The sequence below is a fragment of the Kitasatospora sp. NPDC051702 genome (genome assembly GCF_040681575.1).
Lineage (GTDB): Bacteria > Actinomycetota > Actinomycetes > Streptomycetales > Streptomycetaceae > Kitasatospora.
In genome coordinates this window covers 19,783-39,968 of record NZ_JBFAZB010000055.1, presented here as the reverse complement: position 1 = coordinate 39,968, position 20,186 = coordinate 19,783, and the positions used below count along the sequence as shown (strand labels likewise).

The window sequence follows — 20,186 nt, the reverse complement described above, 5'->3', positions numbered from 1 at the left end:
TCCTCCGAAGGCCCGGCGCGGCCCGCCCCCCCCCGGGAAGCTCCGCCGGCCTCCTCGGTCAAGCGCTGATCAAGAATGGGTCAAGCCGAATCAGCGTACGAAGAGGAATCGCAAAAGTTGTCACGTCTCGGTTGCGGTCGGATGTCGCTTCGGGATCTCTTTTCGTCCACCCGGTGTGGATCATGGACACGGTGGCCGGCAGGGTAGGTTCGACGGCCATGGAGACTCGGGGTTCGCGACGCACACCACTGCTGCCGGTGGCGGTGCTGCTGGTGCTCGCGGCGCTCGCGGTCGTGCTGACCCTCGCCGCGCGCGGGACGGCCGGCCCGCCCGCGGCGGTGCGGGACGCCCCCGCGGGCCCGACCGGCCCGACCGGGCCCGGCCCGGTGGACCTGGCGGCCCTGGTGGACGCGTACACCGAGGGCTTCGGCCCGTCCGGCCCGTACGCCGTGCCGGACGCCGGGCAGCGCCGGGCGATCGCCGACGGCGTGCTCGGCGCGCTGGACGGCCACCCCGACCAGGCGGGCCGGGCTCTGGCGCGGGTGGGCTACCGGCTGACCGAGTTCACCGAGGCGGCGACCGGCCGGCGGGTGGCCGAGATCGCCGACGCCACCGCGGCGGACGGCCGTGGCTGGGGCCGGGTCTACCTGGACCTCTCGGTCCGGGCCGGCTGGTCGGTGCAGGTGCCGCACCCGGTGTCGGACGCGCGCACCGAGGCGCTCGGGGTGGACCTCTTCCGGGCCGCGCCCGGCGGGGTGCTGGTGCTGGCCGGGGCGCACCGCAGGGCCGGGCCGGACGGCGCCTCGGACGTCGCCCACCGGGCCGACACCGTCTTCGCGGCGGTGGTGGAGGCGCTCACCGGGCGCGGACTGCCCGGCATCCAGGTGCACGGCTTCGACGAGGGCAGCCTGCCCGGGCAGGACGCGGTGGTCTCCAGCGGCGCCGGGCAGCCGGGGCCGGCCGCCGACACGACGGCGGCCGGGCTTGACCGGGCGGGCTTCGCGGTCTGCCGGGCCTGGCGGGAGAAGTGCGGGCAGCTCGGGGGCACCACCAACGTGGAGGGCCGGTTCGCCGCCGGGCTGGCGGTGCCGTGGCTGCACGTCGAGCTGGGCAACGCGCTGCGCACCGAGCCGGCCCGCCGCGCGGAGGTGGCCGGGGTGCTGGCGCGGACGGCGCGCGGCTGGGCGGCGGGCTAGCGGTGGCGGGCCCGAAGGAGTGGACCTAGCAGGGGCGGCGGCGCAGGTCCATGACGTAGTCGTGCGGGGCGCCGGCGCTCTCCGCGGCGTCGGCGATCAGGCCGAGGTAGCGGGCCGCGGGCAGGCCGCCCTCGTAGTCGTTGAGCACGTACGTCCAGACCTGGATGTCGCCGTCCAGGGTCTGGGCGCGCAGCTTGGTCTTGCGGTAGATGCCGAGCTGGACGCCCTCCCAGCGGTCCAGGCCCTCCTCGTCCATCGGCGAGACGTCGTACAGCGAGACGAAGACCCGCTCCTTCTCGTCCTCGACGACGGTGGCCAGCGAGCCCTCCCAGCCGAGGTGTTCACCGCCGAAGGTGAGCCGCCAGCCGTCCAGCCACCCGGTGCCGCGCAGCGGGGAGTGCGGGGCGCGGCGGGTCATCTGCCGGGCATCGAGGTTGGTGGCATACGCGGCGTAAAGGGGCATGGGGGGAAGAGTAGCCCGGTCGGCGGACGCTCCGGGGCTCCTGGACGATCGCACCGGAGCCCCGACCCCGGCGTGGCGGCGCTCCCGGCGTGCGGGACAATGGTGAGCGTGACTCGGATCGTGATCATCGGTGGCGGACCCGGCGGCTACGAGGCGGCCCTGGTGGCCGCTCAGCTCGGCGCGGAGGTGACCGTCGTCGACCGCGACGGTCTTGGCGGATCGGCGGTGCTCACCGACTGCGTGCCGTCGAAGACCCTGATCGCGACCGCGGAGGTGATGACCACCTTCGACAGCTCGTTCGAGGAGCTGGGCATCATCGTCGCGGACGACACCCCGCCGGCCGAGCAGGCGGCGCGGGTCATCGGCGTGGACCTGGGCAAGGTCAACCGCCGTGTGAAGCGCCTGGCGATCGCGCAGTCCCACGACATCACCCAGTCGGTCACCCGCGCGGGCGTCACCGTGCTGCGCGGCCGCGGCCGGCTCGGCTCCGGCGGGCAGGCCGTGGACGGCTCCCGCGAGGTGCTGGTGGACGCTCCCGACGGCACCGTGCAGTCGCTGCGCGCCGACGCGGTGCTGATCGCCACCGGCGCCCACCCGCGCGAGCTGCCGGACGCCCAGCCGGACGGCGAGCGGATCCTGACCTGGACCCAGGTGTACGACCTGGAGGAGCTGCCGCGCGAGCTGATCGTCGTCGGCTCCGGTGTCACCGGTGCCGAGTTCGCCGGCGCCTACCAGGCGCTCGGCTCGAAGGTCACCCTGGTCTCCTCGCGCGACCGGGTGCTGCCCGGCGAGGACCCGGACGCCGCCGAGGTGCTGGAGGACGTCTTCCGCCGCCGCGGCATGAACGTGATGAGCCGCTCCCGCGCCGAGAGCGCCAAGCGGATCGGCGACAAGGTCGAGGTGACCCTCTCCGACGGCACGGTGATCGAGGGCACGCACTGCCTGATGGCGGTCGGCTCGATCCCCAACACGGCCGAGATGGGCCTGGAGGAGGCCGGGGTCAAGCTCAACGACTGGGGCCAGATCCAGGTCGACCGGGTCTCCCGCACCAGCGCCCCGGGCGTGTACGCGGCCGGCGACTGCACCGGCGTCTTCATGCTCGCCTCGGTGGCGGCCATGCAGGGCCGGATCGCGATGTACCACGCGCTGGGCGACGCGGTGCAGCCGCTGAACCTGAAGACCGTCGCCTCCAACGTCTTCACCGACCCGGAGATCGCCACCGTCGGCTACACCGCGGCGGACGTGCAGTGCGGCAAGATGGACGCGGTCGTGGTCAAGCTGCCGCTGCGCGGCAACCCGCGGGCCAAGATGCAAGGCATCCGGGACGGCTTCGTGAAGCTGTTCTGCCGCCCGGGCACCGGCATCGTGGTCGGCGGCGTGGTCGTCGCCCCGCGCGCCAGCGAACTGATCCACCCGATCTCGCTCGCGGTGGACGCCAATCTGACGGTCGAACAGGTGGCCAGCGCCTTCACGGTCTACCCGTCCGTCTCCGGCTCGACCGCCGAGGCCGCCCGGCAGCTGCACATCCGCAAGCGGGCCGGCGGCGAATCCTGAGCCTCCGGCGCACAGTTGAGGGCGGCTGCCGACCGGCGGCCGCCCTTCGCGCAGGAGTGATCGTCACCCGGACGGCGGGCGCAGTGCCGGGTTGCTGACGGCGCGTATTGTACGGTCACGCGCCGCTCGGACGCGAGCAATTCCCGCTACTAGCTGCAAACGCCTGAAAGCAGACGGTCACGCAGGTTACCGTCGGTTCTGTGTTTGCAGCAGAACGTCGCCAGTTGATCCTCGAAATGGTGCGCGCCAACGGAGCGGTCTCGCTCCGGGAGTTGGCCCGCGTCGTCCAGACGTCCGAAGTGACCGTGCGCCGCGACGTACGGGCACTGGAGGCAGAAGGGCTCCTCGACCGCCGGCACGGCGGCGCGGTGCTCCCCGGCGGCTTCAGCCGCGAACCCGGCTACCCGCAGAAGACCCACCTCTCCGCCGCCGAGAAGAGCGCCATCGCGGACCTCGCCGCCGGCCTGGTGGAGGAGGGCGACGCGGTGGTGGTCGGCGCCGGCACCACCACCCAGGAGCTGGCCCGCCGGCTCGCGCGGGTGCCCGGCCTCACCGTCGTCACCAACTCGCTGCTGGTCGCCCAGGCGCTGGCGCACGCCAACCGGGTGGAGGTGGTGATGACCGGCGGCACCCTGCGGGGCTCCAACTACGCACTGGTCGGCAGCGGTGCCGAGCAGTCCCTGCACGGCCTGCGGGTGTCCAAGGCCTTCATCTCCGGCAGCGGGCTGACGGCCGAGCGGGGCCTGTCCACCACCAACATGCTGTCCGCGAGCGTGGACCGGGCGCTGGTGCAGTCGGCCTCCGAGGTCATCGTCCTCGCCGACCACACCAAGCTCGGCGCGGACACCATGTTCCAGACCGTGCCCACCGAGACCATCACCCGGCTGGTCACCGACGAGCACGCCACCGCGGACGACGCAACCGCCCGCGAACTGGACGCGCTCGCCGACTGCGGGGTGCAGATCGACCTGGCGCCGCTCGGCGCCGCCCCCACCGGCGACGCCCCGGTGCACGGCACCGGCAGCGGCCCCGTCCACCAGACCCAGCCCGGGCCGCTGCCCCGGCGGGCCGGCCCGCCCCCCGGCGGGGCCCCGCTGCCCGGCCAGCGGCGGCCCGGAGCGCACGGGGGCCCGGCCGGCCCGGGCGGCGGCATGCCCGTCCGGCTGGCCGAGATGGGCCTGCCGCGCGGGCGCTGAGCCACGGCCGGACGGGCCCGGGAGGCAGCTCGGACGGGCCCGCGACCCGGCCGGACGGGCCCGGGAACGCGGCCGGTCCGCACACCCCGAGGGGCGTACGGACCGGCCGGGTGAAGCCCCTGCGGGCGTCAGTCCTTGATCTCGCAGAGCGCGGCACCGCTGCTGACGCTGGCACCCACCTCGGCCTTGAGGCCGACGATCGTGCCCGCCTTGTGCGCGTTCAGCGGCTGCTCCATCTTCATCGCCTCCAGGACCACGATCAGCTCGCCCTCGGCGACGACCTGGCCCTCCTCCACGGCGACCTTGACGATGGTGCCCTGCATCGGCGAGGCCAGGGTGTCACCGCTGACCGCCGAACCGGCCTTCTTGGCACCCACCCGGCGCTTGGCCTTCGCGGCACCCGTGGCACCGGCCGCCGGCGCCGCCGCGACGCCCAGCGAGGACGGCAGCGAGACCTCGATCCGCTTGCCGCCGACCTCGACCACGACGGTCTCGCGGCCCTCGGCCTCCTCACCGTCGCCGGCCGCACCCGCGAACGGCGGGATGGTGTTGTCGAACTCGGTCTCGATCCACCGGGTGAAGACCTTGAACGGGCCCTCGTCGCCGTGCACCTCGGGCGCGAACGCCGGGTCGGTGACGACCGCCTGGTGGAACGGGATGGCGGTGGCCATGCCCTCGACCTTGAACTCGTTCAGCGCGCGGCGGGCCCGCTCCAGGGCCTGCTTGCGGTCGCGGCCGGAGACGATCAGCTTGGCCAGCAGGGAGTCCCAGGCCGGGCCGATGACCGAGCCGCTCTCCACGCCGGAGTCCAGCCGGACGCCCGGGCCGGACGGCGGGGCGAACAGCGTCACGGTGCCGGGCGCGGGGAGGAAGTTGCGGCCCGGGTCCTCGCCGTTGATGCGGAACTCGAAGGAGTGACCCCGCACCTCCGGGTCGCCGTAGCCGAGCTCCTCGCCGTCGGCGATCCGGAACATCTCGCGGACCAGGTCGATCCCGGTGACCTCCTCGGTGACCGGGTGCTCGACCTGCAGACGGGTGTTGACCTCCAGGAAGGAGATCGTGCCGTCCAGCGCCACCAGGAACTCGCAGGTCCCGGCGCCCTCGTAGCCGGCCTCCTTGAGGATGGCCTTGGACGCCCGGTAGAGCTCGGCGTTCTGCTCGGCGGTCAGGAACGGCGCGGGCGCCTCCTCGACGAGCTTCTGGTGCCGGCGCTGCAGCGAGCAGTCACGGGTGGACACGACCACCACGTTGCCGTGCTTGTCCGCGAGGCACTGGGTCTCCACGTGCCGCGGGTTGTCCAGGTAGCGCTCGACGAAGCACTCGCCGCGCCCGAAGGCGGCGACCGCCTCGCGCACCGCGGACTCGTACAGCTCCGGGATCTCCTCGAGCGTGCGGGCGACCTTGAGGCCGCGGCCGCCGCCGCCGAAGGCCGCCTTGATGGCGACCGGGAGGCCGTGCTCGCGGGCGAACACGACGACCTCGTCGGCACCCGAGACCGGGTCCGGCGTGCCGGCGACCAGCGGCGCGCCGGCGCGCTGCGCCACGTGCCGGGCCGTCACCTTGTCGCCGAGGTCGCGGATGGCCTGCGGGGGCGGGCCGATCCAGGTGAGACCGGCGTCGAGCACGGCCTGGGCGAACTCGGCGTTCTCCGACAGGAACCCGTAGCCGGGGTGGACCGCGTCGGCACCGGAGTCCTCGGCGGCCTTCAGGACCTTGCTGATGTCCAGGTAACTGGTAGCGGGGGTGTCGCCTCCCAGCGCATAAGCCTCGTCGGCCGCGCGGACGTGCAGCGCGTCCCGGTCCGGCTCGGCGTAGACGGCGACGCTGGCGATACCGGCGTCCGAGCAGGCCCGGGCGACGCGGACGGCGATTTCCCCGCGGTTGGCGATGAGCACCTTGCGCACTGTGGCTCCCTTCTTGAACCTGGTCGAGTTTATGGATTCCTGGGCGGTACCGGCGAGTAGCCCCAGGTTGTGAACTATCCCACACGGACGGTGATGGATTTCGCGGCCTCCGCGGCCGCCCTCCGAGTGACGTCGCAGGTCGCGGCCGGTGCCGCCGGGGAGGCCCGGTTCGCTGCGGGTGACGGTGCGGCGGCGTGGCGCCCCGGTGGCATCGGACACACTCTCGCCCGGCGGGCTCAAGCGGCGGTCGTGCGGGCGGCCGGGCGCTGCAGGGCCTCGGCCGTGACGTCCGCGGCGACCTCCACCATGTCCGGCCCGTACGCCTCCGGGTTGAGCGCCCGCAGGACGATCGCGAAGCTTCCGTTGCGGCCGTACTTCCGGGCGAGTTCGCGGTGGTGGGCGACGAGGTACCGGACGCCCGCCTGGTTGGCGGTGCCGGTCTGGCCGGAGATCAGGAACACCGGGCGCCCGCCCTCCGGGGTGGCGATCCGGGCCAGCAGGGTGTGCACCTGGTCGCGGTCGGCGGCGAACTCGCGCTCGCCCACCACGATGACGTTGCTCCCCGGACCGGGACCGGAGGTCACCAGCACCCCCGGCAGGCCCCAGGCGAGGTGCGCGGCCATCCGGTCGTTGCTGACCGGGCCGCCCAGGCACAGCTCGGTCTTGACGCCCAGCCCCCGGTGCGCCGCGTCGTGCGCGACCAGCTCCGGGCGCGCCCCGCACTCCTCGACCAGCCCGGCCAACCACATCAGCGCGTAGGCGTCCCGGCGGGTCACGGTGTTGGCGTGCGAGCCCGTCCCGACACTGCGCGGCACCACGATCAGGCACTCGCCGCCCGCCGGCAGCCCGAGGAACTCCCGGACCCGTTCGACCCGGCGGCGGCGCCGCAGCGCCTGCCCCAGCCAGCCGAGCGCGGCACTGATGGCACTGGCCACCAGCCCCAGCAGCACGTTGAGCACGCCGTCGGTCATCGCCGCGTCCCCTCCCCGTTCGAACGGCCATCACCCTAGCGGCGCCCGCCCCGCACGACCATTGACCGTGCGTGACGGTCTCCCTAGCGTTCGTCACATGACCTACACAACGGGGAAGTCGGCGAAGGCGGTGGCACTGCTGGCACTGCTCGCCCTGGCGGGGTGCGGCGGTCCCGGGCCGGGAGGGGACGCGGCGGCGACCGCGTCGGCCCGGGGCGGCACGACGGCGGCCGGGGCGGTGCAGGGCGGGGCGACCCCGCGGCCGGACCGGACGGACGGCTGCCTCGGCGAGGACCGGGCCAGGGCCGGCAGCATCGACCTGCAGGGCGCCTCGGGCGTCCGGCCGGCGTACTTCCAGCAGGCGGACGGCGGGGCGGCGAAGGTCGCCGTGGTGTTCTCGCACCAGGCGGAGGGCTCGCTCTGCGACTGGCTGCCCTACCTGCCCGCGTTCACCCGGGCGGGCTACGCGGTGCTGGCCGCCACCGTCGGGGGCAGCCCGTCCAGGGACATCCCGGCCGCGCTGAGCTGGCTGGGCACCAAGGGCGTCACCGCGGTGGTGCTGCTGGGGGCCTCCAAGGGGGCCACCGGCTCGCTGGTCGCGGCGGGCGCGCCGACCCCGCTGCCGGTGGCGGCGGTGGTCTCGCTCAGCGGCCCGTGGTCCTGGGACGGCGAGGACGCGCACGAGGCCCTGAAGGCCCTCCGGGCCCCGGAGTTCTTCGCGGCCGAGGAGGACGACTCCCCGTTCGCCGGGAACGCCCGGCAGATGCACGACTTCGGGAGGTCCCCCGTGAACGAGCTCAAGATCTACCCGGGCGGCGACCACGGCGCCGACCTGCTCGCGGACGGCGCCCTGCCGGACGTGCTGGCCTTCCTGGCGAGGAACGCCCCCGCCGGGTGAGCCGCCGGCCCGGGCGGGTCACCGGCCCGGGCGGGCCGCCGGGCGGGCTACCGGCTCCAGAGGTCGGTGATCCGGACGCCGAGGTCGGCGAGCAGGGTGCGCAGCAGCGGCAGCGAGAGACCGATGACGTTGCCCGGGTCGCCGTCGATGCCCTCGACGAAGGGCGCGGAGCGCCCGTCCAGGGTGAACGCCCCGGCGACGTGCAGCGGCTCGCCGGAGGCCACGTAGGCGGCGATCTCGGCGTCGTCCGGGGTCCCGAAGCGGACGGTGGTGGAGGCGGTGGCCGAGGACTGCCGGCCGGTCGCGGTGTCGATCACGCAGTGGCCGGTGCGCAGCACCCCGGACCGGCCGCGCATCGACTGCCAGCGGGCCAGCGCCTCGGTGGCGTCGGCGGGCTTGCCGAGCGCCAGGCCGTCCAGCTCCAGGACGGAGTCGCAGCCGATCACCAGCTCGGCGCCGGTCAGTGCGGCGGCGACCGCCTTGGCCTTGGCCTCGGCCAGGACCAGCGCGAGTTCGGCCGGGGTGGGGGCGCTGATCGCGTCCTCGTCGACGCCGCTGACCACCACGCGCGGGTCGAGGCCCGCCTGGCGCAGCAGCCCGAGGCGGGCGGGGGAGGCGGAGGCGAGGACGAGGGGGCGCTGGTCGGTCATGCCCACCAGGGTAGGGGGTGCGGGTGTCCGCCGGTCAGGTGAACGAGGGGAAGATCATGAGCAGCACGGCGCCCACCAGCAACAGGGCGGCGAGCACCCGGCCGGCCCGGTGCAGCCGCTCCAGCATCCGGCGGGCCTCCGGGGAGGGCTCGTCGCGAGGGTCTGACCAGAGCACCCGTCCAGAGTGCGCCGCGCCGGGGCCCGGGCGCCTGAGTATCCGTACTCAGTTTCCGGCGGTCAGGGCGGCGGGGACGGCGGTGGAACGCGTACGGAGTGGGAAGTCGACCGGGTCGACTTCCCACTCCGCACACCTCGGCTCGGCTCGGATCAGCCCGCCCACCCGGACGTCCGCCAGGCGTTGACGCCCGGGTGGACGGCGGGTCGGAGCAGGCGGGAGCGGTCGTTCCAGGGGGAGGCCGGGCCGACACCGGCCAGGCGCGCCGCCTCCGCGGCGGCCTGCGCGGCGGCGGCCCGGGCCTGGACCACCGCCAGGACGGTGGCCAGCTCCTCGGGGGTCGGCTGCCCGTGCAGCACGTGGATCGGGGCCATGGCTAGATTCTCTCCCGACGGGGCCTAGAGGGGGATGTTGCCGTGCTTCTTCGGCGGCAGCACCTCGCGCTTGCCGCGCAGCGCCCGCAGGCCCCGGACGATGTGCCGGCGGGTCTCGCTCGGTGCGATCACCGCGTCCACGTAGCCGCGCTCGGCCGCCAGGTACGGGTTGAGCAGGGTGTCCTCGTACGAGGCGAGCAGCTCGGCCCGGCGCTCCTCGGCGTTCCCGGCGGCCTCGGCCTCGGCGATCTCGCGCCGGTGCAGGATGTTCACCGCGCCCTGCGCGCCCATCACCGCGATCTGCGCGGTCGGCCAGGCCAGGTTGAGGTCGGCGCCCAGGTGCTTGGACCCCATGACGTCGTACGCGCCGCCGAAGGCCTTGCGGGTGATCACGGTGATCAGCGGGACGGTCGCCTCGGCGTAGGCGTAGATGAGCTTGGCGCCGCGGCGGATGATGCCGTCCCACTCCTGGCCGGTGCCGGGCAGGAAGCCGGGCACGTCGACGAAGGTCAGCACCGGGATGTTGAAGCTGTCGCAGGTCCGCACGAAGCGGGCGGCCTTCTCGCTGGCGGCGATGTCCAGGCAGCCGGCCAGGTCCATCGGCTGGTTGCCGACGACGCCGACGGGGTGGCCCTCGACCCGGCCGAAGCCGGTGATGATGTTGCCCGCGTACAGCGGCTGGGTCTCCAGGAACTCGCCGTCGTCGACGACGTGCTCGATCACCTTGCGCATGTCGTACGGCTGGTTCGCCGAGTCCGGGACGATGGTGTCGAGTTCGAGGTCCTCGTCGGTGACCGTGAGGTCCGCCTGCTCGGGGTAGGACGGCGGGTCCGAGAGGTTGTTGGAGGGCAGGTACGAGAGCAGGCTCTTGACGTACTCGACGGCCTCCTTCTCGTCGGTGGCGAGGTAGTGCGCGTTGCCCGACTTGGTGTTGTGGGTGCGCGCGCCGCCCAGCTCCTCCATGCCGACGTCCTCGCCGGTGACGGTCTTGATGACGTCCGGGCCGGTGATGAACATGTGCGAGGTCTGGTCGGCCATCACCACGAAGTCGGTGATCGCGGGGGAGTACACCGCGCCGCCGGCGCAGGGGCCCATGATCAACGAGATCTGCGGGATCACGCCCGAGGCGTGCACGTTGCGGCGGAAGATCTCGCCGTACAGGCCGAGCGAGACCACGCCCTCCTGGATCCGGGCGCCGCCGGAGTCGTTGATGCCGATGACCGGGCAGCCGGTCTTCAGCGCGAAGTCCATCACCTTGACGATCTTCTCGCCGAACACCTCGCCGAGGGAGCCGCCGAAGACGGTGAAGTCCTGCGCGAACACGGCGACCTGGCGGCCGTCCACGGTGCCGTAGCCGGTCACCACGCCGTCGCCGTACGGGCGGGTCCGGTCCAGCCCGAAGTTGGTCGAGCGGTGCCGGGCGAACTCGTCGAACTCGACGAAGGAGTCCTCGTCCAGCAGCTCGACCACCCGCTCGCGGGCCGTCAGCTTGCCCTTGGCGTGCTGCTTCTCCACGGCCTTGGCGGAGCCGGAGTGCACCGCCTCGTCGAGCCTGCGCCGCAGGTCGGCGAGCTTGCCGGCGGTGGTGTGGGGGTCGTACGGCGCCTCGGTCATCCGGTGGCTCTCCCTGATCCATGGGCCGCGACCTGTTCGAGTGCGCGCGGGCCGGAGTGGGTCCCGGGCATGAGGGCAGGGCGGCGCTGCGAACTACCGTTGAGTAGCGTAGCCAGCACGCGGGGCGGTAGGGCACGTCCTGGCGTTATGGCCATCGACACAGTGTGTCAACGGCCGTTCTGAGGGACGATGGGGCGGCCTACGCCCCCTGCCCGCGGCCAGGTCCTAGGGTGGCCCCCATGACCGCACCCGACACCCCCCGCCGCAGTGGACTGCGCGGTTTCGGCCGCACCGGGCCGTCGCCCTGGGCCGACCTGGACCGCCCGCCGCTGGACGAGGCGGCGCTGCGCCGCGACCTGCTGCTGCCGGGCGGGCTCTGGACCTCGCTGGACGTCGTCCCCGAGACCGGCTCCACCAACAGCGACCTCGCCGCCCGCGCCCGGGCCGGGGCCCCGCAGGGCGCGGTGCTGGTCGCCGAGGAGCAGCTCGCCGGGCGCGGCCGGCTGGAGCGGCAGTGGACCGCCCCGGCCCGCTCCGGGCTGTTCCTGTCGGTGCTGCTGCGCCCCGAGGAGGTGCCGGTCGAGCGGTACGGCTGGCTGCCGATCCTGGTCGGGGTGGCCGCGGCCAGCACGCTGAGCCGGGTGGCCGGGGTCGAGGTCGGGCTGAAGTGGCCCAACGACCTCCAGGTGGAGATCGACGGCCGGGAGCGCAAGCTCGGCGGCATCCTCACCGAGCTGGGCGGCGGCGCCGTGGTCGCCGGCCTCGGCCTCAACGTCTCGCTGCGCGAGGCGGAGCTGCCCGTCCCCGCGGCGGCCTCGCTGGCGCTGGCCGGCGCCGCGGTCACCGACCGGTCCGTCCTGCTGCGGGCGCTGCTGCGCGAGTTCGCCGAGCTGTACCGCGACTGGACGGCGGCCGCCGGGGACCCGCACGCCAGCGAACTGCTCCGGGCCTACGCGGACCGCTGCACCACGCTCGGCCGGCAGGTGAGGGTGCACCTGCCGGGGGACCGCGAGCTGACCGGCGAGGCGGTGGCGATCGACGGCGACGGACGGCTGGTGGTCCGCACCCCCGACGGCGCACGGCAGGCGGTCGGCGCGGGGGACGTCGTCCACGTGCGCCCCGAGCCCCGCTGAACGGCACTCTTCACCTCCCCTTGACCCGGGCTGATGCCCCGGATCACGTGATTCCGTGCGAACATTCCACCTGGCAGCGGTGTGAGGCGCGCCACTGCCCGCCGGGTGGCGGGCGCGCCCGGACAGGCAGGACACGAGGCGAGTGCGGCGACCGCACGGGGACGGACCGGTGGCAGAGGACGGCAGCAGCGGCGGAACGGCGGGCACCCACGACCCCACGGTCGCGCTCGAACTGGAACGTCTGATCCTGGACGCGCCACGCCGCTACACCCCGTACCAGGCCGCGCGCGCCGCCGACGTCCCGATGGAGCTGGCCACCCGGTTCTGGCGGGCGATGGGCTTCCCCGACATCGGGCAGTCCCGGGCGCTGACCGACGGCGACGTGATCGCGCTGCGCCGCCTGGCCGGCCTGGTCGAGTCCGGTCTGCTCAGCGAGTCGATGGCGATCCAGGTGGCCCGGTCCACCGGGCAGACCACCGCGCGGCTGGCCGGCTGGCAGATGGACACCTTCCTGGAGAACCTCACCCAGTCCGTCGAACCCGGGCTGACCCGGGCCGACGTGGCGTACCCGCTGGTCGAGCTGCTGCTTCCGGAGCTGGAGCAGTTCCTGGTCTACGTCTGGCGCCGGCAGCTCGCCGCCGTCACCGGCCGGGTCGTCCAGGCCGCCGAGGACCACGAGATCACCAGCGGCCGGCTGGCGGTCGGCTTCGCCGACCTGGTCGGCTTCACCCGGCTGTCGCGCCGGCTGGAGGAGGAGGAGCTCGGCGAGCTCGTCGAGACCTTCGAGAACACCTGCTCCGACCTGATCGCCGGTCAGGGCGGCCGGGTCATCAAGACGCTCGGCGACGAGATCCTCTACGTCTCCGAGGACCCGGTGACCGCCGCCGAGATCGCGCTCAGCCTGATCGAGGCGCTCGCCGAGGACGACACCATCCCCGCGCTGCGGGTCGGCATGGCCTTCGGCACCGTCACCTCCCGGATGGGCGACGTCTTCGGCACCACCGTCAACCTGGCGAGCCGGCTCACCTCGATCGCGCCCAAGGACGCGGTGCTGATCGACGGCGAGTTCGCCGCCGCGCTGGAGCAGAACGGCAGCGTCGCCCCGGCCGACGTGGACGGGCCCGGCCTGGCGGAGGCGCTGTCCGCGGCGGCCGGGATGCCCGCCTCCGGCCTGCCGGTGCCGGGCCCGGACGCCGGGCACCGCTTCCACCTCCAGCCGATGTGGCGCCGGCCGGTGCGCGGGCTCGGGCTGGTCGAGCCGTGGCTGCTGTCGCGGCGGCTCAAGCCGGAGTAGGTCCGGGGGTTGCGTGCTCCCGGTGCCGAATGGTTGAAACCCGTACGGCCTGGTGCGGGTTCGTCCCCGCAAACGGGGCATAACCGAACGAAACCGCCATAGTCTTGGTTGCAAGCGGCCGGACGGGTGCGGTCGTGACGGGGGTCTGGCAGGACCGGACACAGGGAGCGAGGCGAACCGGTGGGCGGCGAGGCGATCATGACGGACCGCGGCTGCGACTGCGGTGGCTCGCGGCACCCCGACCCGCTGCCCGACCTGCGGCTGCAGTCCGTGGTCGAGCTCGCCCAGGACATGGCCGGAGCGCTCACCCCGCTGGAGGCCGTCCGGGCCGCCGCCGTCCGGGCCACCGAGGCGCTCGGCGCCACCATGACGGCGGTCTCCGTCTGGGACCGCGAATCGGGCCGGCTGAGGGTCCTCGTCAACCACGGGGAGCTCGCGCCGGGCGAGGAGGAACTGCCCGAGGACGAGTCCTACCCGGTCGCCGACTTCCCCGAGATCGTCACCTACCTGGAGGAGCGCTGGACCACCGGGCGCCTTCCGCGCGCCTGGTTGCAGACCGCCGAGAACACCGAACCGCACACCGGGCACGCGCACCCCACCGCCGGCGCGTACTGCCAGGAGCGCGCCGCGGCGCTGCGCCGGCGCGGTCGGGCCTGCTGCGTGGTCGCGCCGATCGTCCTGCACGGGCAGGCCTGGGGCGAGCTCTACCTCGCCCGCAGCGTCGGGATGCCCGAGTTCACCGAGGCCGACGCCGACTACGCCACCCTGCTGGCCGCCCAGGTGTCGGCCGGTCTGGCCCAGACCGAACGCCTCGCCGACCTGCGCAAGCTCGCCTTCTCCGACCCGCTCACCGGCCTCGCCAACCGGCGCGCCGTCGACGCCCGGCTGGAGAGCGCCCTCGCCGCCCACAACCGCGACAACACCGTGGTCTCGCTCGTGGTCTGCGACGTCAACGGGCTCAAGCGGGTCAACGACCAGCTCGGCCACGAGATGGGCGACCGGCTGCTGGAACGGTTCGCCCACCAGCTGTCGCTGGCCGCCGCCAAGCTGCCCGGCAGCCTCGCCGCCCGGCTCGGCGGCGACGAGTTCTGCCTGCTGGCGGAGGGGCAGAAGGCCGACGAGGTGGTCGTCGTCGCCGAGGAGCTGTGCGCCCGCGCCCTCGCCCTGTCCGAGGGGGAGGGGGTCGCCTGCGGCGTCGCCTCCACCGGCGACTCCATCGGCCCCGTCACCACCCCCGACCGGCTCTTCCGGCTCGCCGACGCCGCCCAGTACCGGGCCAAGGCCGCCCGCGCCGCCCACCCCGTCGTCGCCGGGCGCAGCCACGGCCCCGGCTTCGCCCCGGACCCGACCGTGCTGCTGGCCGACGCCGCCGACCCGCACCACCGGGCCGACGGGCGGCCCCGCGGCGGCGGCCGGGCGGGCGCGGGCGACCGGCGGCGGTTCCGCGGCGCCGCCCACAGCGCCGACCCCGGCCAGCTGCTCACCGCCGTCCTCGCCGGCCTGGACCGGGCCGCCGGCGCCAGGGCCGTCCACCCCGCCGACACCCTCGCCAAGCTCGTGGTCGTCGCCGAGTCCTCCGCCCGGCTGCTCGACGCCGTCGGCTGGTGGATCTCCTACGTCCCGCCCGGCTCCCAGCTCATGCGCACCGCCCAGCACGCCGTCTACCGGATGACCAGCGGCCCCAGCAGCGTCCGGGCCGAGACCCAGCGCGCCCAGATCGAGGCCCCCGACGCCGTCTTCGACCTGCGTCACTACCCGATGACCCGGCGGGCCGTCCGCGGCGGCGCCTTCGCCCTGCGGGCGGGCGCGGCCGGCAACGACCCGGCCGAGGAGGCCATGCTCGTCGTCTCCGGCTACCGCGGGATGGTCGCGGCGGGCGGCCAGAACCCGGCGGGCGGCTGGCTGGTCGAGCTCTTCGCCGACGACGCCACCCTCCCGCTCGGTCAGGCCGCCTGCGCCATGCGGGCCCTCGTGGCCGTGGCGCTGTCCGGGCCGACCTCGCCGCCGGCGGGCTGACGGCGGGCCGCGGGAGCCGGCCCCCGGCGGTTCTGTGCCGGTTCGGTGACCGCCGTGTTGCGGGTGGGTCGCGGTCCGCGCCCGGGGGGTGGTGGGGGCCGCCCGGTGGTGGGACGGTGTCCGCTGGATCGGCGCGGCGGGCGCGCCGGGGACGGGGTGCGGGCCGTGGGCAGACGACTGGTGGGCGTGGCGGTGGCCGGGGCGCTGGTGCTCGGTGGCGGGGTGGCGTTGGCCGCGCCCGCCTCGGCGGCGCCGGTGGTGCGGACGGCGGACGCGCTGACAGCGGGTGCGGGTGCGGGCAGCGCGGCGGGTACGCCGGCGGAGGGCGCCCGACAGGTGCGGGTGGTGGCCGGGGCGCACCGGATCTCGGACCTGGCCGGCTCCAAGTCCAAGTCGAAGAGCAAGAAGAAGAAGGGCTTCTTCGCCGGGGTGATCGGCAAGGTCATCGGCTTCCTCGTGGTGCTCCTGCTGGTCGCCGTGCTGGTGGTCCTGGTGGTGCGGCTCAGGCGCCGGGACGGCCGGTCCTAGGGCCTCCCCGGGCCGGCGCCCCCCGGGGCCCGTCCGGGCTCAGGCCGGGACGGGCGGGGCGGCGGCGGGCTCGCTGATCCGGTCCGGCCGGGTGTACACGTTCGCGCTCTCCCCGCGCAGGAAGCCGACCAGCGTGAGGCCCAGCTCCTCGGCCAGGTCCACCGCGAGCGAGGACGGGGCCGAGACGGCCGCCAGCAGCGGCACGCCCGCCAGCGCGGCCTTCTGGGTCAGTTCGAACGAGGCCCGGCCGCTGACCAGCAGGACGTGCCCGGTCAGCGGCAGCCGGCCCTCGCGCAGGGCCCAGCCGACCACCTTGTCCACCGCGTTGTGCCGTCCGACGTCCTCGCGGGCGCAGAGCAGCTCCCCGGTGGCGGCGTCGAACAGGCCGGCCGCGTGCAGGCCGCCGGTGGACTCGAAGGTGCGCTGGGCGGCCCGCAGCCGGTCCGGCAGGCCGTACAGCAGGGACGGCGGGACGGTCAGCGGGTCCTCGCCGACGGGGTGGCGGACGTGGGTGCGCACCGCGTCCACGGTGTCCCGGCCGCAGAGGCCGCAGGCGCTGGTGGTGAGCAGGTTGCGGTGCGCGGAGAGCGGCAGGGGGCGGGCCGCGCCGCGCAGGGTGGCGTCGACGACGTTGTACGTGTTGGCGCCGGCCTCGTCCGTCCCGGCGCAGTAGCGCAGCGCGGCGAGCTCCTCCGCGGTGTGCACCAGCCCCTCGCCGACCAGGAACCCGGCCACCAGGTCGAAGTCCTGCCCGGGGGTGCGCATGGTGACGGTCAGCGGTTCGCCGCCGAGCCTGATCTCCAGCGGTTCCTCCGCCGCCAGGGCGTCCGGCCGCACTCCGCGCCCGTCCCCCCGCAGCCGCACCACGCGCCGCCTCGCCGTCGCCCGCGTCATCGCCCCGCCACCTCCGTACGTGTCCCGTGACCACCAGCCTGCGGCATGGCGGCGGCCGCCGGCCAACGGCCCCGTCCCGGCCCGGCGTGCGGCGCGGGACGGGGCGGCGGAAAATCCGAATGGCGAGCAGCTGTTGTCATATTCCCATTCACCTGATGTGATAGTGTATATGGATATGCACAGTGCTGTGGCCCCCGACGCTCCGCTGGTCCAGGTCGGCAAGGCCGACGTCAGTGCGGAGGACGTGCTGGCCGTCGCCCGGGGCAACGCCCGGGTCGAGATCGGCCCCGACGCCCTGGCCGAGATGGCGACCGCCCGGGCCCGGATCGACGCCCTCGCGGCCGAGCCGCGCCCCGTCTACGGCGTGTCGACCGGATTCGGCGCGCTCGCCGTCCGGCACATCAGCCCCGAACTGCGTGCGCAGCTGCAGCGCTCGCTGGTGCGCTCGCACGCCGCCGGCATGGGCCCCGCGGTCGAGCGCGAGGTCGTCCGGGCGCTGATGTTCCTGCGGATGAAGACGCTGGCCTCCGGCCGCACCGGGGTCCGCCCGCTGGTCGCGCAGACCATGGCCGCCCTGCTCAACGCGGGCATCACCCCGGTGGTCCGGGAGTTCGGCTCGCTCGGCTGCTCCGGTGACCTCGCGCCGCTGTCGCACTGCGCGCTGGCCCTGATGGGCGAGGGCGTGGCCACCGGCCCGGACGGCGTGGAGAAGCCCGCCGGCGAGCTGCTCGCCGCCGCCGGCATCGAGCCGGTCGAGCTGCTGGAGAAGGAGGGCCTGGCCCTCATCAACGGCACCGACGGCATGCTCGGCATGCTCGTGATGGCGATCGCCGACCTCCAGCGCCTGTTCACCACCGCCGACATCACCGCCGCGATGACCCTGGAGGCGCTGCTCGGCTCCGACAAGGTGCTCGCCCCCGAGCTGCACGCGCCGATCCGCCCGCACCCGGGCCAGGCGCTGAGCGCCGCCAACATGCTGGCCGTCCTCAAGGACTCCGGCCTCACCGGCCACCACCAGGACGACGCGCCGCGCGTCCAGGACGCCTACTCGATCCGCTGCGCCCCGCAGGTGGCCGGCGCCGGCCGCGACACCCTGGCGCACGCCCAGCTCGTCGCCTCCCGCGAACTGGCCGCCTCGGTCGACAACCCGGTGGTGCTGCCGGACGGCCGGGTCGAGTCCAACGGCAACTTCCACGGCGCCCCGGTGGCGTACGTGCTGGACTTCCTGGCCATCGCCGCCGCCGACCTCGGGTCGATCTCCGAGCGCCGCACCGACCGACTGCTCGACAAGGCCCGCTCGCACGGCCTGCCGGCCTTCCTGGCCGACGACCCGGGCGTGGACTCCGGCCTGATGATCGCGCAGTACACCCAGGCGGCACTGGTCAGCGAGAACAAGCGGCTCGCCGTCCCGGCCTCGGTCGACTCGATCCCGTCCTCCGCGATGCAGGAGGACCACGTGTCGATGGGCTGGTCGGCCGCCCGCAAGCTGCGCCAGGCCGTCGACAACCTCGGCCGGATCCTCGCCGTGGAACTCACCGCGGCCGCCCGGGCGCTGGAGATCCGTCAGCAGGCCGACGAGTCGGGCCGCGTCGCCCCGGCCACCGCGGCCGCCATGGCCGCCGCCCGGGAGGCGGGCGTCGGCGGCGCCGGCCGCGACCGCTTCCTCTCGCCGGACCTGGAGGCCGCCGCCGCGCTGGTCGCCTCCGGCGGGCTGGTCCGGGCGGTGGAGGGGGTCACCGGGCCGCTGGCCTGACCACCCGCCGGGGCGCTGAACAGGCCGACCGGCCCCGCCCCGTCAGTCCCAGTCGCTCCGCGGGGAGCGCCGCGCCTCGTCGCGGTGCTCCCGGCGGTCGGCGAAGGCAGCGGCGAAGTTGACCCCGACGATGCCCGCCCAGCTGACCAGGATCCCGACGAAGCCGCCGCCCGACGGGCTGCTCGCGATCCCGGTCAGCGGGATGCCGAGGACCAGCGAGATCACCGCGAGCCTGGTCCCCGGGCGGCCGGGCACCCGGCCCTGTCGGCGGGGGTGGTGGCGGTGGGCGGGCCCGTACTCGTCCATCCGCTCGTCCACCCGGCGGTCCAGACGGGCGTCCATCCGGGACTCCATCCGGCTCAGGAACGAGTCGACCAGCTCCGACTCGTACTCCTTGCCGAGTTCCTTGCGGGCCTGCAGGGTGGCGTCGAGGTCGCGGCGCAGTTCGTCCTGGCGAGTGTTCATACGGGCAAGCCTGCAATCCGCGGCGGAGCCGGGTCCATCCGTTCGCCGGGGAATCCGGGCGGGCTCAGGGGGAAATCAGGGTTACCCCGAGCCGCCGTCCACCCCTCGGGACGTCCCACGCGACGTTCCGCCGTACGAGACGTCTTTGCCAGGCGCGACGCGCTGCTGCACAGTCGTCGTCCGAACCGCTCGCACCCGGAGGTACCGCTGATGACCGCCATCGACGAGGCCGGCTCGGTCGGCCCCTCCTCCCGGCTGCTCCAGCTGTTCGAGGGCCACCGGCTCACCCCGACCCAGCGGCGCATCGCGCACTCCCTGGTCCGGCACGCCACCGAGGCGCCGTTCCTCTCCAGCGTCGAGGTCGCCGAGCTGGCCGGGGTCAGCCAGCCCTCCGTCACCCGCTTCGCGGTCGCCCTCGGCTACGACGGCTACCCGGCGCTGCGCCGGCAGCTGCGCGAACTCGGCGCGGGCGAGGCCGTCGCCCCGGAGACCCCGGACGACGCGGTGCGCAACGAGCACCAGCAGGCGGTGCTCGCCGAGATCGCCCACCTGCGCCACCTCGCCGAACTGCTCGCCGACCCCGAGCCGATCATCCGGGCCGCCCGGCTGCTCGCCGCCTCGCGCCCGCTGCCGGTGCTCGGACTGCGGGCGGCCTCCGCGCAGGCGCGCGGCTTCGCCTACTTCGCCGCCAAGGTGCACCCCGACATCCGGCTGCTCGACGAGGGCGGCAGCATGCTCGCCGACCGGCTGGAGCAGGCGAGCGCCGCCGGCGCCACCGCGCTGCTCTGCTTCGCCCTGCCGCGCTACCCGCGGGAGCTGATGGACGCGCTGGCGGTGGCCCGCGAGTGCGGTCTGACGGTGCTGACCGTCGCGGACAGCGCCTTCGCGCCGGTCGCCAAGCTCTCCGACCTGATGCTGCCGGCCGCCGTCGGCACCGGGCTGGTCTTCGACACGGCGTGCGCGCCGATGATGCTCGGCCGGGTGCTGCTGCAGAGCATGTGCGACGAGATCCCGGGCGCGGAGGCCAGGCTGGAGGCCATCGAGCAGTCGGCGGCGGCGCGCGGCCTGTTCCTGGAGTAGGCGCGACCCCGCCCGGGCGCCGGCTCCG

At 74.7% G+C, this 20,186-nt stretch carries 18 protein-coding genes and 1 pseudogene; 10 read left to right on the top strand and 9 right to left on the bottom strand.

Going from position 1 to position 20,186, the window contains the following annotated elements:
* Positions 1–218: 218 nt before the first annotated feature.
* A complete protein-coding gene (locus AB0N04_RS33040) occupies positions 219–1,196 on the top strand; it encodes a hypothetical protein (protein ID WP_360216327.1) in 978 nt (325 codons plus the stop codon).
* Positions 1,197–1,221: 25 nt separating this feature from the next.
* Here the strand turns inward: AB0N04_RS33040 and AB0N04_RS33035 are convergent, their stop codons facing one another.
* Entirely contained in the window at positions 1,222–1,659 is a 438-nt protein-coding gene (locus AB0N04_RS33035; protein WP_360216324.1) for a gamma-glutamylcyclotransferase, read from the bottom strand.
* A 99-nt stretch (positions 1,660–1,758) separates the two neighbouring features.
* Between AB0N04_RS33035 and AB0N04_RS33030 the strand changes: the two genes are divergently transcribed.
* Together AB0N04_RS33030 and AB0N04_RS33025 are read left to right on the top strand one after the other, a co-directional pair.
* Positions 1,759–3,213: an NAD(P)H-quinone dehydrogenase gene (locus AB0N04_RS33030; protein ID WP_360216321.1), complete on the top strand. Its 1,455-nt coding sequence runs from the start codon at positions 1,759–1,761 to the stop codon at positions 3,211–3,213.
* Positions 3,214–3,413: 200 nt separating this feature from the next.
* A complete protein-coding gene (locus AB0N04_RS33025; protein ID WP_360216318.1) occupies positions 3,414–4,409 on the top strand; it encodes a DeoR/GlpR family DNA-binding transcription regulator in 996 nt (331 codons plus the stop codon).
* Between the two features lie 128 nt (positions 4,410–4,537).
* Here the strand turns inward: AB0N04_RS33025 and AB0N04_RS33020 are convergent, their stop codons facing one another.
* Both AB0N04_RS33020 and AB0N04_RS33015 read right to left on the bottom strand, forming a co-directional pair.
* Entirely contained in the window at positions 4,538–6,313 is a 1,776-nt protein-coding gene (locus AB0N04_RS33020; RefSeq protein WP_360216314.1) for a biotin carboxylase N-terminal domain-containing protein, read from the bottom strand.
* Positions 6,314–6,549: 236 nt separating this feature from the next.
* Positions 6,550–7,284, bottom strand: coding sequence for a hypothetical protein (locus tag AB0N04_RS33015; protein ID WP_360216311.1), 735 nt, complete (start codon positions 7,282–7,284; stop codon positions 6,550–6,552).
* Between the two features lie 97 nt (positions 7,285–7,381).
* Here AB0N04_RS33015 and AB0N04_RS33010 point away from each other — a divergent pair, with 97 nt between their 5' ends.
* A complete protein-coding gene (locus AB0N04_RS33010) occupies positions 7,382–8,182 on the top strand; it encodes a hypothetical protein (protein WP_360216308.1) in 801 nt (266 codons plus the stop codon).
* A gap of 47 nt (positions 8,183–8,229) precedes the next feature.
* Here AB0N04_RS33010 and AB0N04_RS33005 read toward each other — a convergent pair whose 3' ends face one another.
* From AB0N04_RS33005 to AB0N04_RS32990, 4 genes are all read right to left on the bottom strand, one after another.
* Entirely contained in the window at positions 8,230–8,832 is a 603-nt protein-coding gene (locus tag AB0N04_RS33005) for a nucleoside triphosphate pyrophosphatase (RefSeq protein WP_360216305.1), read from the bottom strand.
* Positions 8,833–8,866: 34 nt separating this feature from the next.
* Positions 8,867–9,007 carry a hypothetical protein gene (locus AB0N04_RS33000; RefSeq protein ID WP_360216302.1) on the bottom strand — a complete coding sequence of 47 codons (141 nt, stop codon included), beginning with the start codon at positions 9,005–9,007 and terminating at the stop codon, positions 8,867–8,869.
* A 152-nt stretch (positions 9,008–9,159) separates the two neighbouring features.
* Entirely contained in the window at positions 9,160–9,381 is a 222-nt protein-coding gene (locus AB0N04_RS32995; protein WP_360216299.1) for an acyl-CoA carboxylase epsilon subunit, read from the bottom strand.
* 24 nt (positions 9,382–9,405) lie between these two features.
* Entirely contained in the window at positions 9,406–10,995 is a 1,590-nt protein-coding gene (locus tag AB0N04_RS32990) for an acyl-CoA carboxylase subunit beta (RefSeq protein WP_360216296.1), read from the bottom strand.
* Between the two features lie 239 nt (positions 10,996–11,234).
* Between AB0N04_RS32990 and AB0N04_RS32985 the strand changes: the two genes are divergently transcribed.
* The 4 genes and pseudogenes from AB0N04_RS32985 to AB0N04_RS32970 all read left to right on the top strand — a co-directional run bounded on the left by AB0N04_RS32985 (position 11,235) and on the right by AB0N04_RS32970 (position 15,966).
* On the top strand, positions 11,235–12,128 hold the full coding sequence (locus AB0N04_RS32985; RefSeq protein ID WP_360216293.1) for a biotin--[acetyl-CoA-carboxylase] ligase: 894 nt from the start codon (positions 11,235–11,237) through the stop codon (positions 12,126–12,128).
* A gap of 169 nt (positions 12,129–12,297) precedes the next feature.
* On the top strand, positions 12,298–13,422 hold the full coding sequence (locus tag AB0N04_RS32980) for an adenylate/guanylate cyclase domain-containing protein (RefSeq protein WP_360216290.1): 1,125 nt from the start codon (positions 12,298–12,300) through the stop codon (positions 13,420–13,422).
* Positions 13,423–13,620: 198 nt separating this feature from the next.
* A pseudogene (locus AB0N04_RS32975) lies at positions 13,621–14,739 on the top strand (sensor domain-containing diguanylate cyclase); the annotation flags it as partial.
* Between the two features lie 864 nt (positions 14,740–15,603).
* Positions 15,604–15,966, top strand: coding sequence for a hypothetical protein (locus tag AB0N04_RS32970; RefSeq protein ID WP_360216287.1), 363 nt, complete (start codon positions 15,604–15,606; stop codon positions 15,964–15,966).
* A 39-nt stretch (positions 15,967–16,005) separates the two neighbouring features.
* Here the strand turns inward: AB0N04_RS32970 and fdhD are convergent, their stop codons facing one another.
* The gene (gene fdhD, locus AB0N04_RS32965) at positions 16,006–16,860 is read right to left on the bottom strand and encodes a formate dehydrogenase accessory sulfurtransferase FdhD (RefSeq protein WP_360216284.1); all 855 of its coding nucleotides are present in this window, start codon (positions 16,858–16,860) and stop codon (positions 16,006–16,008) included.
* A 169-nt stretch (positions 16,861–17,029) separates the two neighbouring features.
* On the opposite strand from fdhD, the gene hutH reads away from it, so the two are divergent.
* Entirely contained in the window at positions 17,030–18,613 is a 1,584-nt protein-coding gene (gene hutH, locus AB0N04_RS32960) for a histidine ammonia-lyase (RefSeq protein ID WP_360216281.1), read from the top strand.
* 42 nt (positions 18,614–18,655) lie between these two features.
* On the opposite strand, the gene AB0N04_RS32955 is transcribed toward hutH, so the two are convergent.
* Positions 18,656–19,078: a hypothetical protein gene (locus tag AB0N04_RS32955; RefSeq protein WP_360216278.1), complete on the bottom strand. Its 423-nt coding sequence runs from the start codon at positions 19,076–19,078 to the stop codon at positions 18,656–18,658.
* Positions 19,079–19,288: 210 nt separating this feature from the next.
* Between AB0N04_RS32955 and AB0N04_RS32950 the strand changes: the two genes are divergently transcribed.
* A complete protein-coding gene (locus AB0N04_RS32950) occupies positions 19,289–20,158 on the top strand; it encodes a MurR/RpiR family transcriptional regulator (RefSeq protein WP_360216275.1) in 870 nt (289 codons plus the stop codon).
* Positions 20,159–20,186 lie beyond the last annotated feature (28 nt).

Bases quoted from the DNA above. Each gene is read 5' to 3' on its own strand.
- AB0N04_RS33005 (WP_360216305.1), bottom strand. From the start codon at position 8,832: ATGACCGACCAGCGCCCCCTCGTCCTCGCCTCCGCCTCCCCCGCCCGC.
- AB0N04_RS33030 (WP_360216321.1), top strand. From the start codon at position 1,759: ATGGTGAGCGTGACTCGGATCGTGATCATCGGTGGCGGACCCGGCGGC.
- AB0N04_RS32950 (WP_360216275.1), top strand. From the start codon at position 19,289: ATGACCGCCATCGACGAGGCCGGCTCGGTCGGCCCCTCCTCCCGGCTG.
- AB0N04_RS32990 (WP_360216296.1), bottom strand. From the start codon at position 10,995: ATGACCGAGGCGCCGTACGACCCCCACACCACCGCCGGCAAGCTCGCC.
- AB0N04_RS32995 (WP_360216299.1), bottom strand. From the start codon at position 9,381: ATGGCCCCGATCCACGTGCTGCACGGGCAGCCGACCCCCGAGGAGCTG.
- AB0N04_RS32955 (WP_360216278.1), bottom strand. From the start codon at position 19,078: ATGAACACTCGCCAGGACGAACTGCGCCGCGACCTCGACGCCACCCTG.
- AB0N04_RS32985 (WP_360216293.1), top strand. From the start codon at position 11,235: ATGACCGCACCCGACACCCCCCGCCGCAGTGGACTGCGCGGTTTCGGC.
- AB0N04_RS33040 (WP_360216327.1), top strand. From the start codon at position 219: ATGGAGACTCGGGGTTCGCGACGCACACCACTGCTGCCGGTGGCGGTG.
- AB0N04_RS33010 (WP_360216308.1), top strand. From the start codon at position 7,382: ATGACCTACACAACGGGGAAGTCGGCGAAGGCGGTGGCACTGCTGGCA.
- fdhD (WP_360216284.1), bottom strand. From the start codon at position 16,860: ATGACGCGGGCGACGGCGAGGCGGCGCGTGGTGCGGCTGCGGGGGGAC.
- hutH (WP_360216281.1), top strand. From the start codon at position 17,030: ATGGATATGCACAGTGCTGTGGCCCCCGACGCTCCGCTGGTCCAGGTC.
- AB0N04_RS33035 (WP_360216324.1), bottom strand. From the start codon at position 1,659: ATGCCCCTTTACGCCGCGTATGCCACCAACCTCGATGCCCGGCAGATG.
- AB0N04_RS33015 (WP_360216311.1), bottom strand. From the start codon at position 7,284: ATGACCGACGGCGTGCTCAACGTGCTGCTGGGGCTGGTGGCCAGTGCC.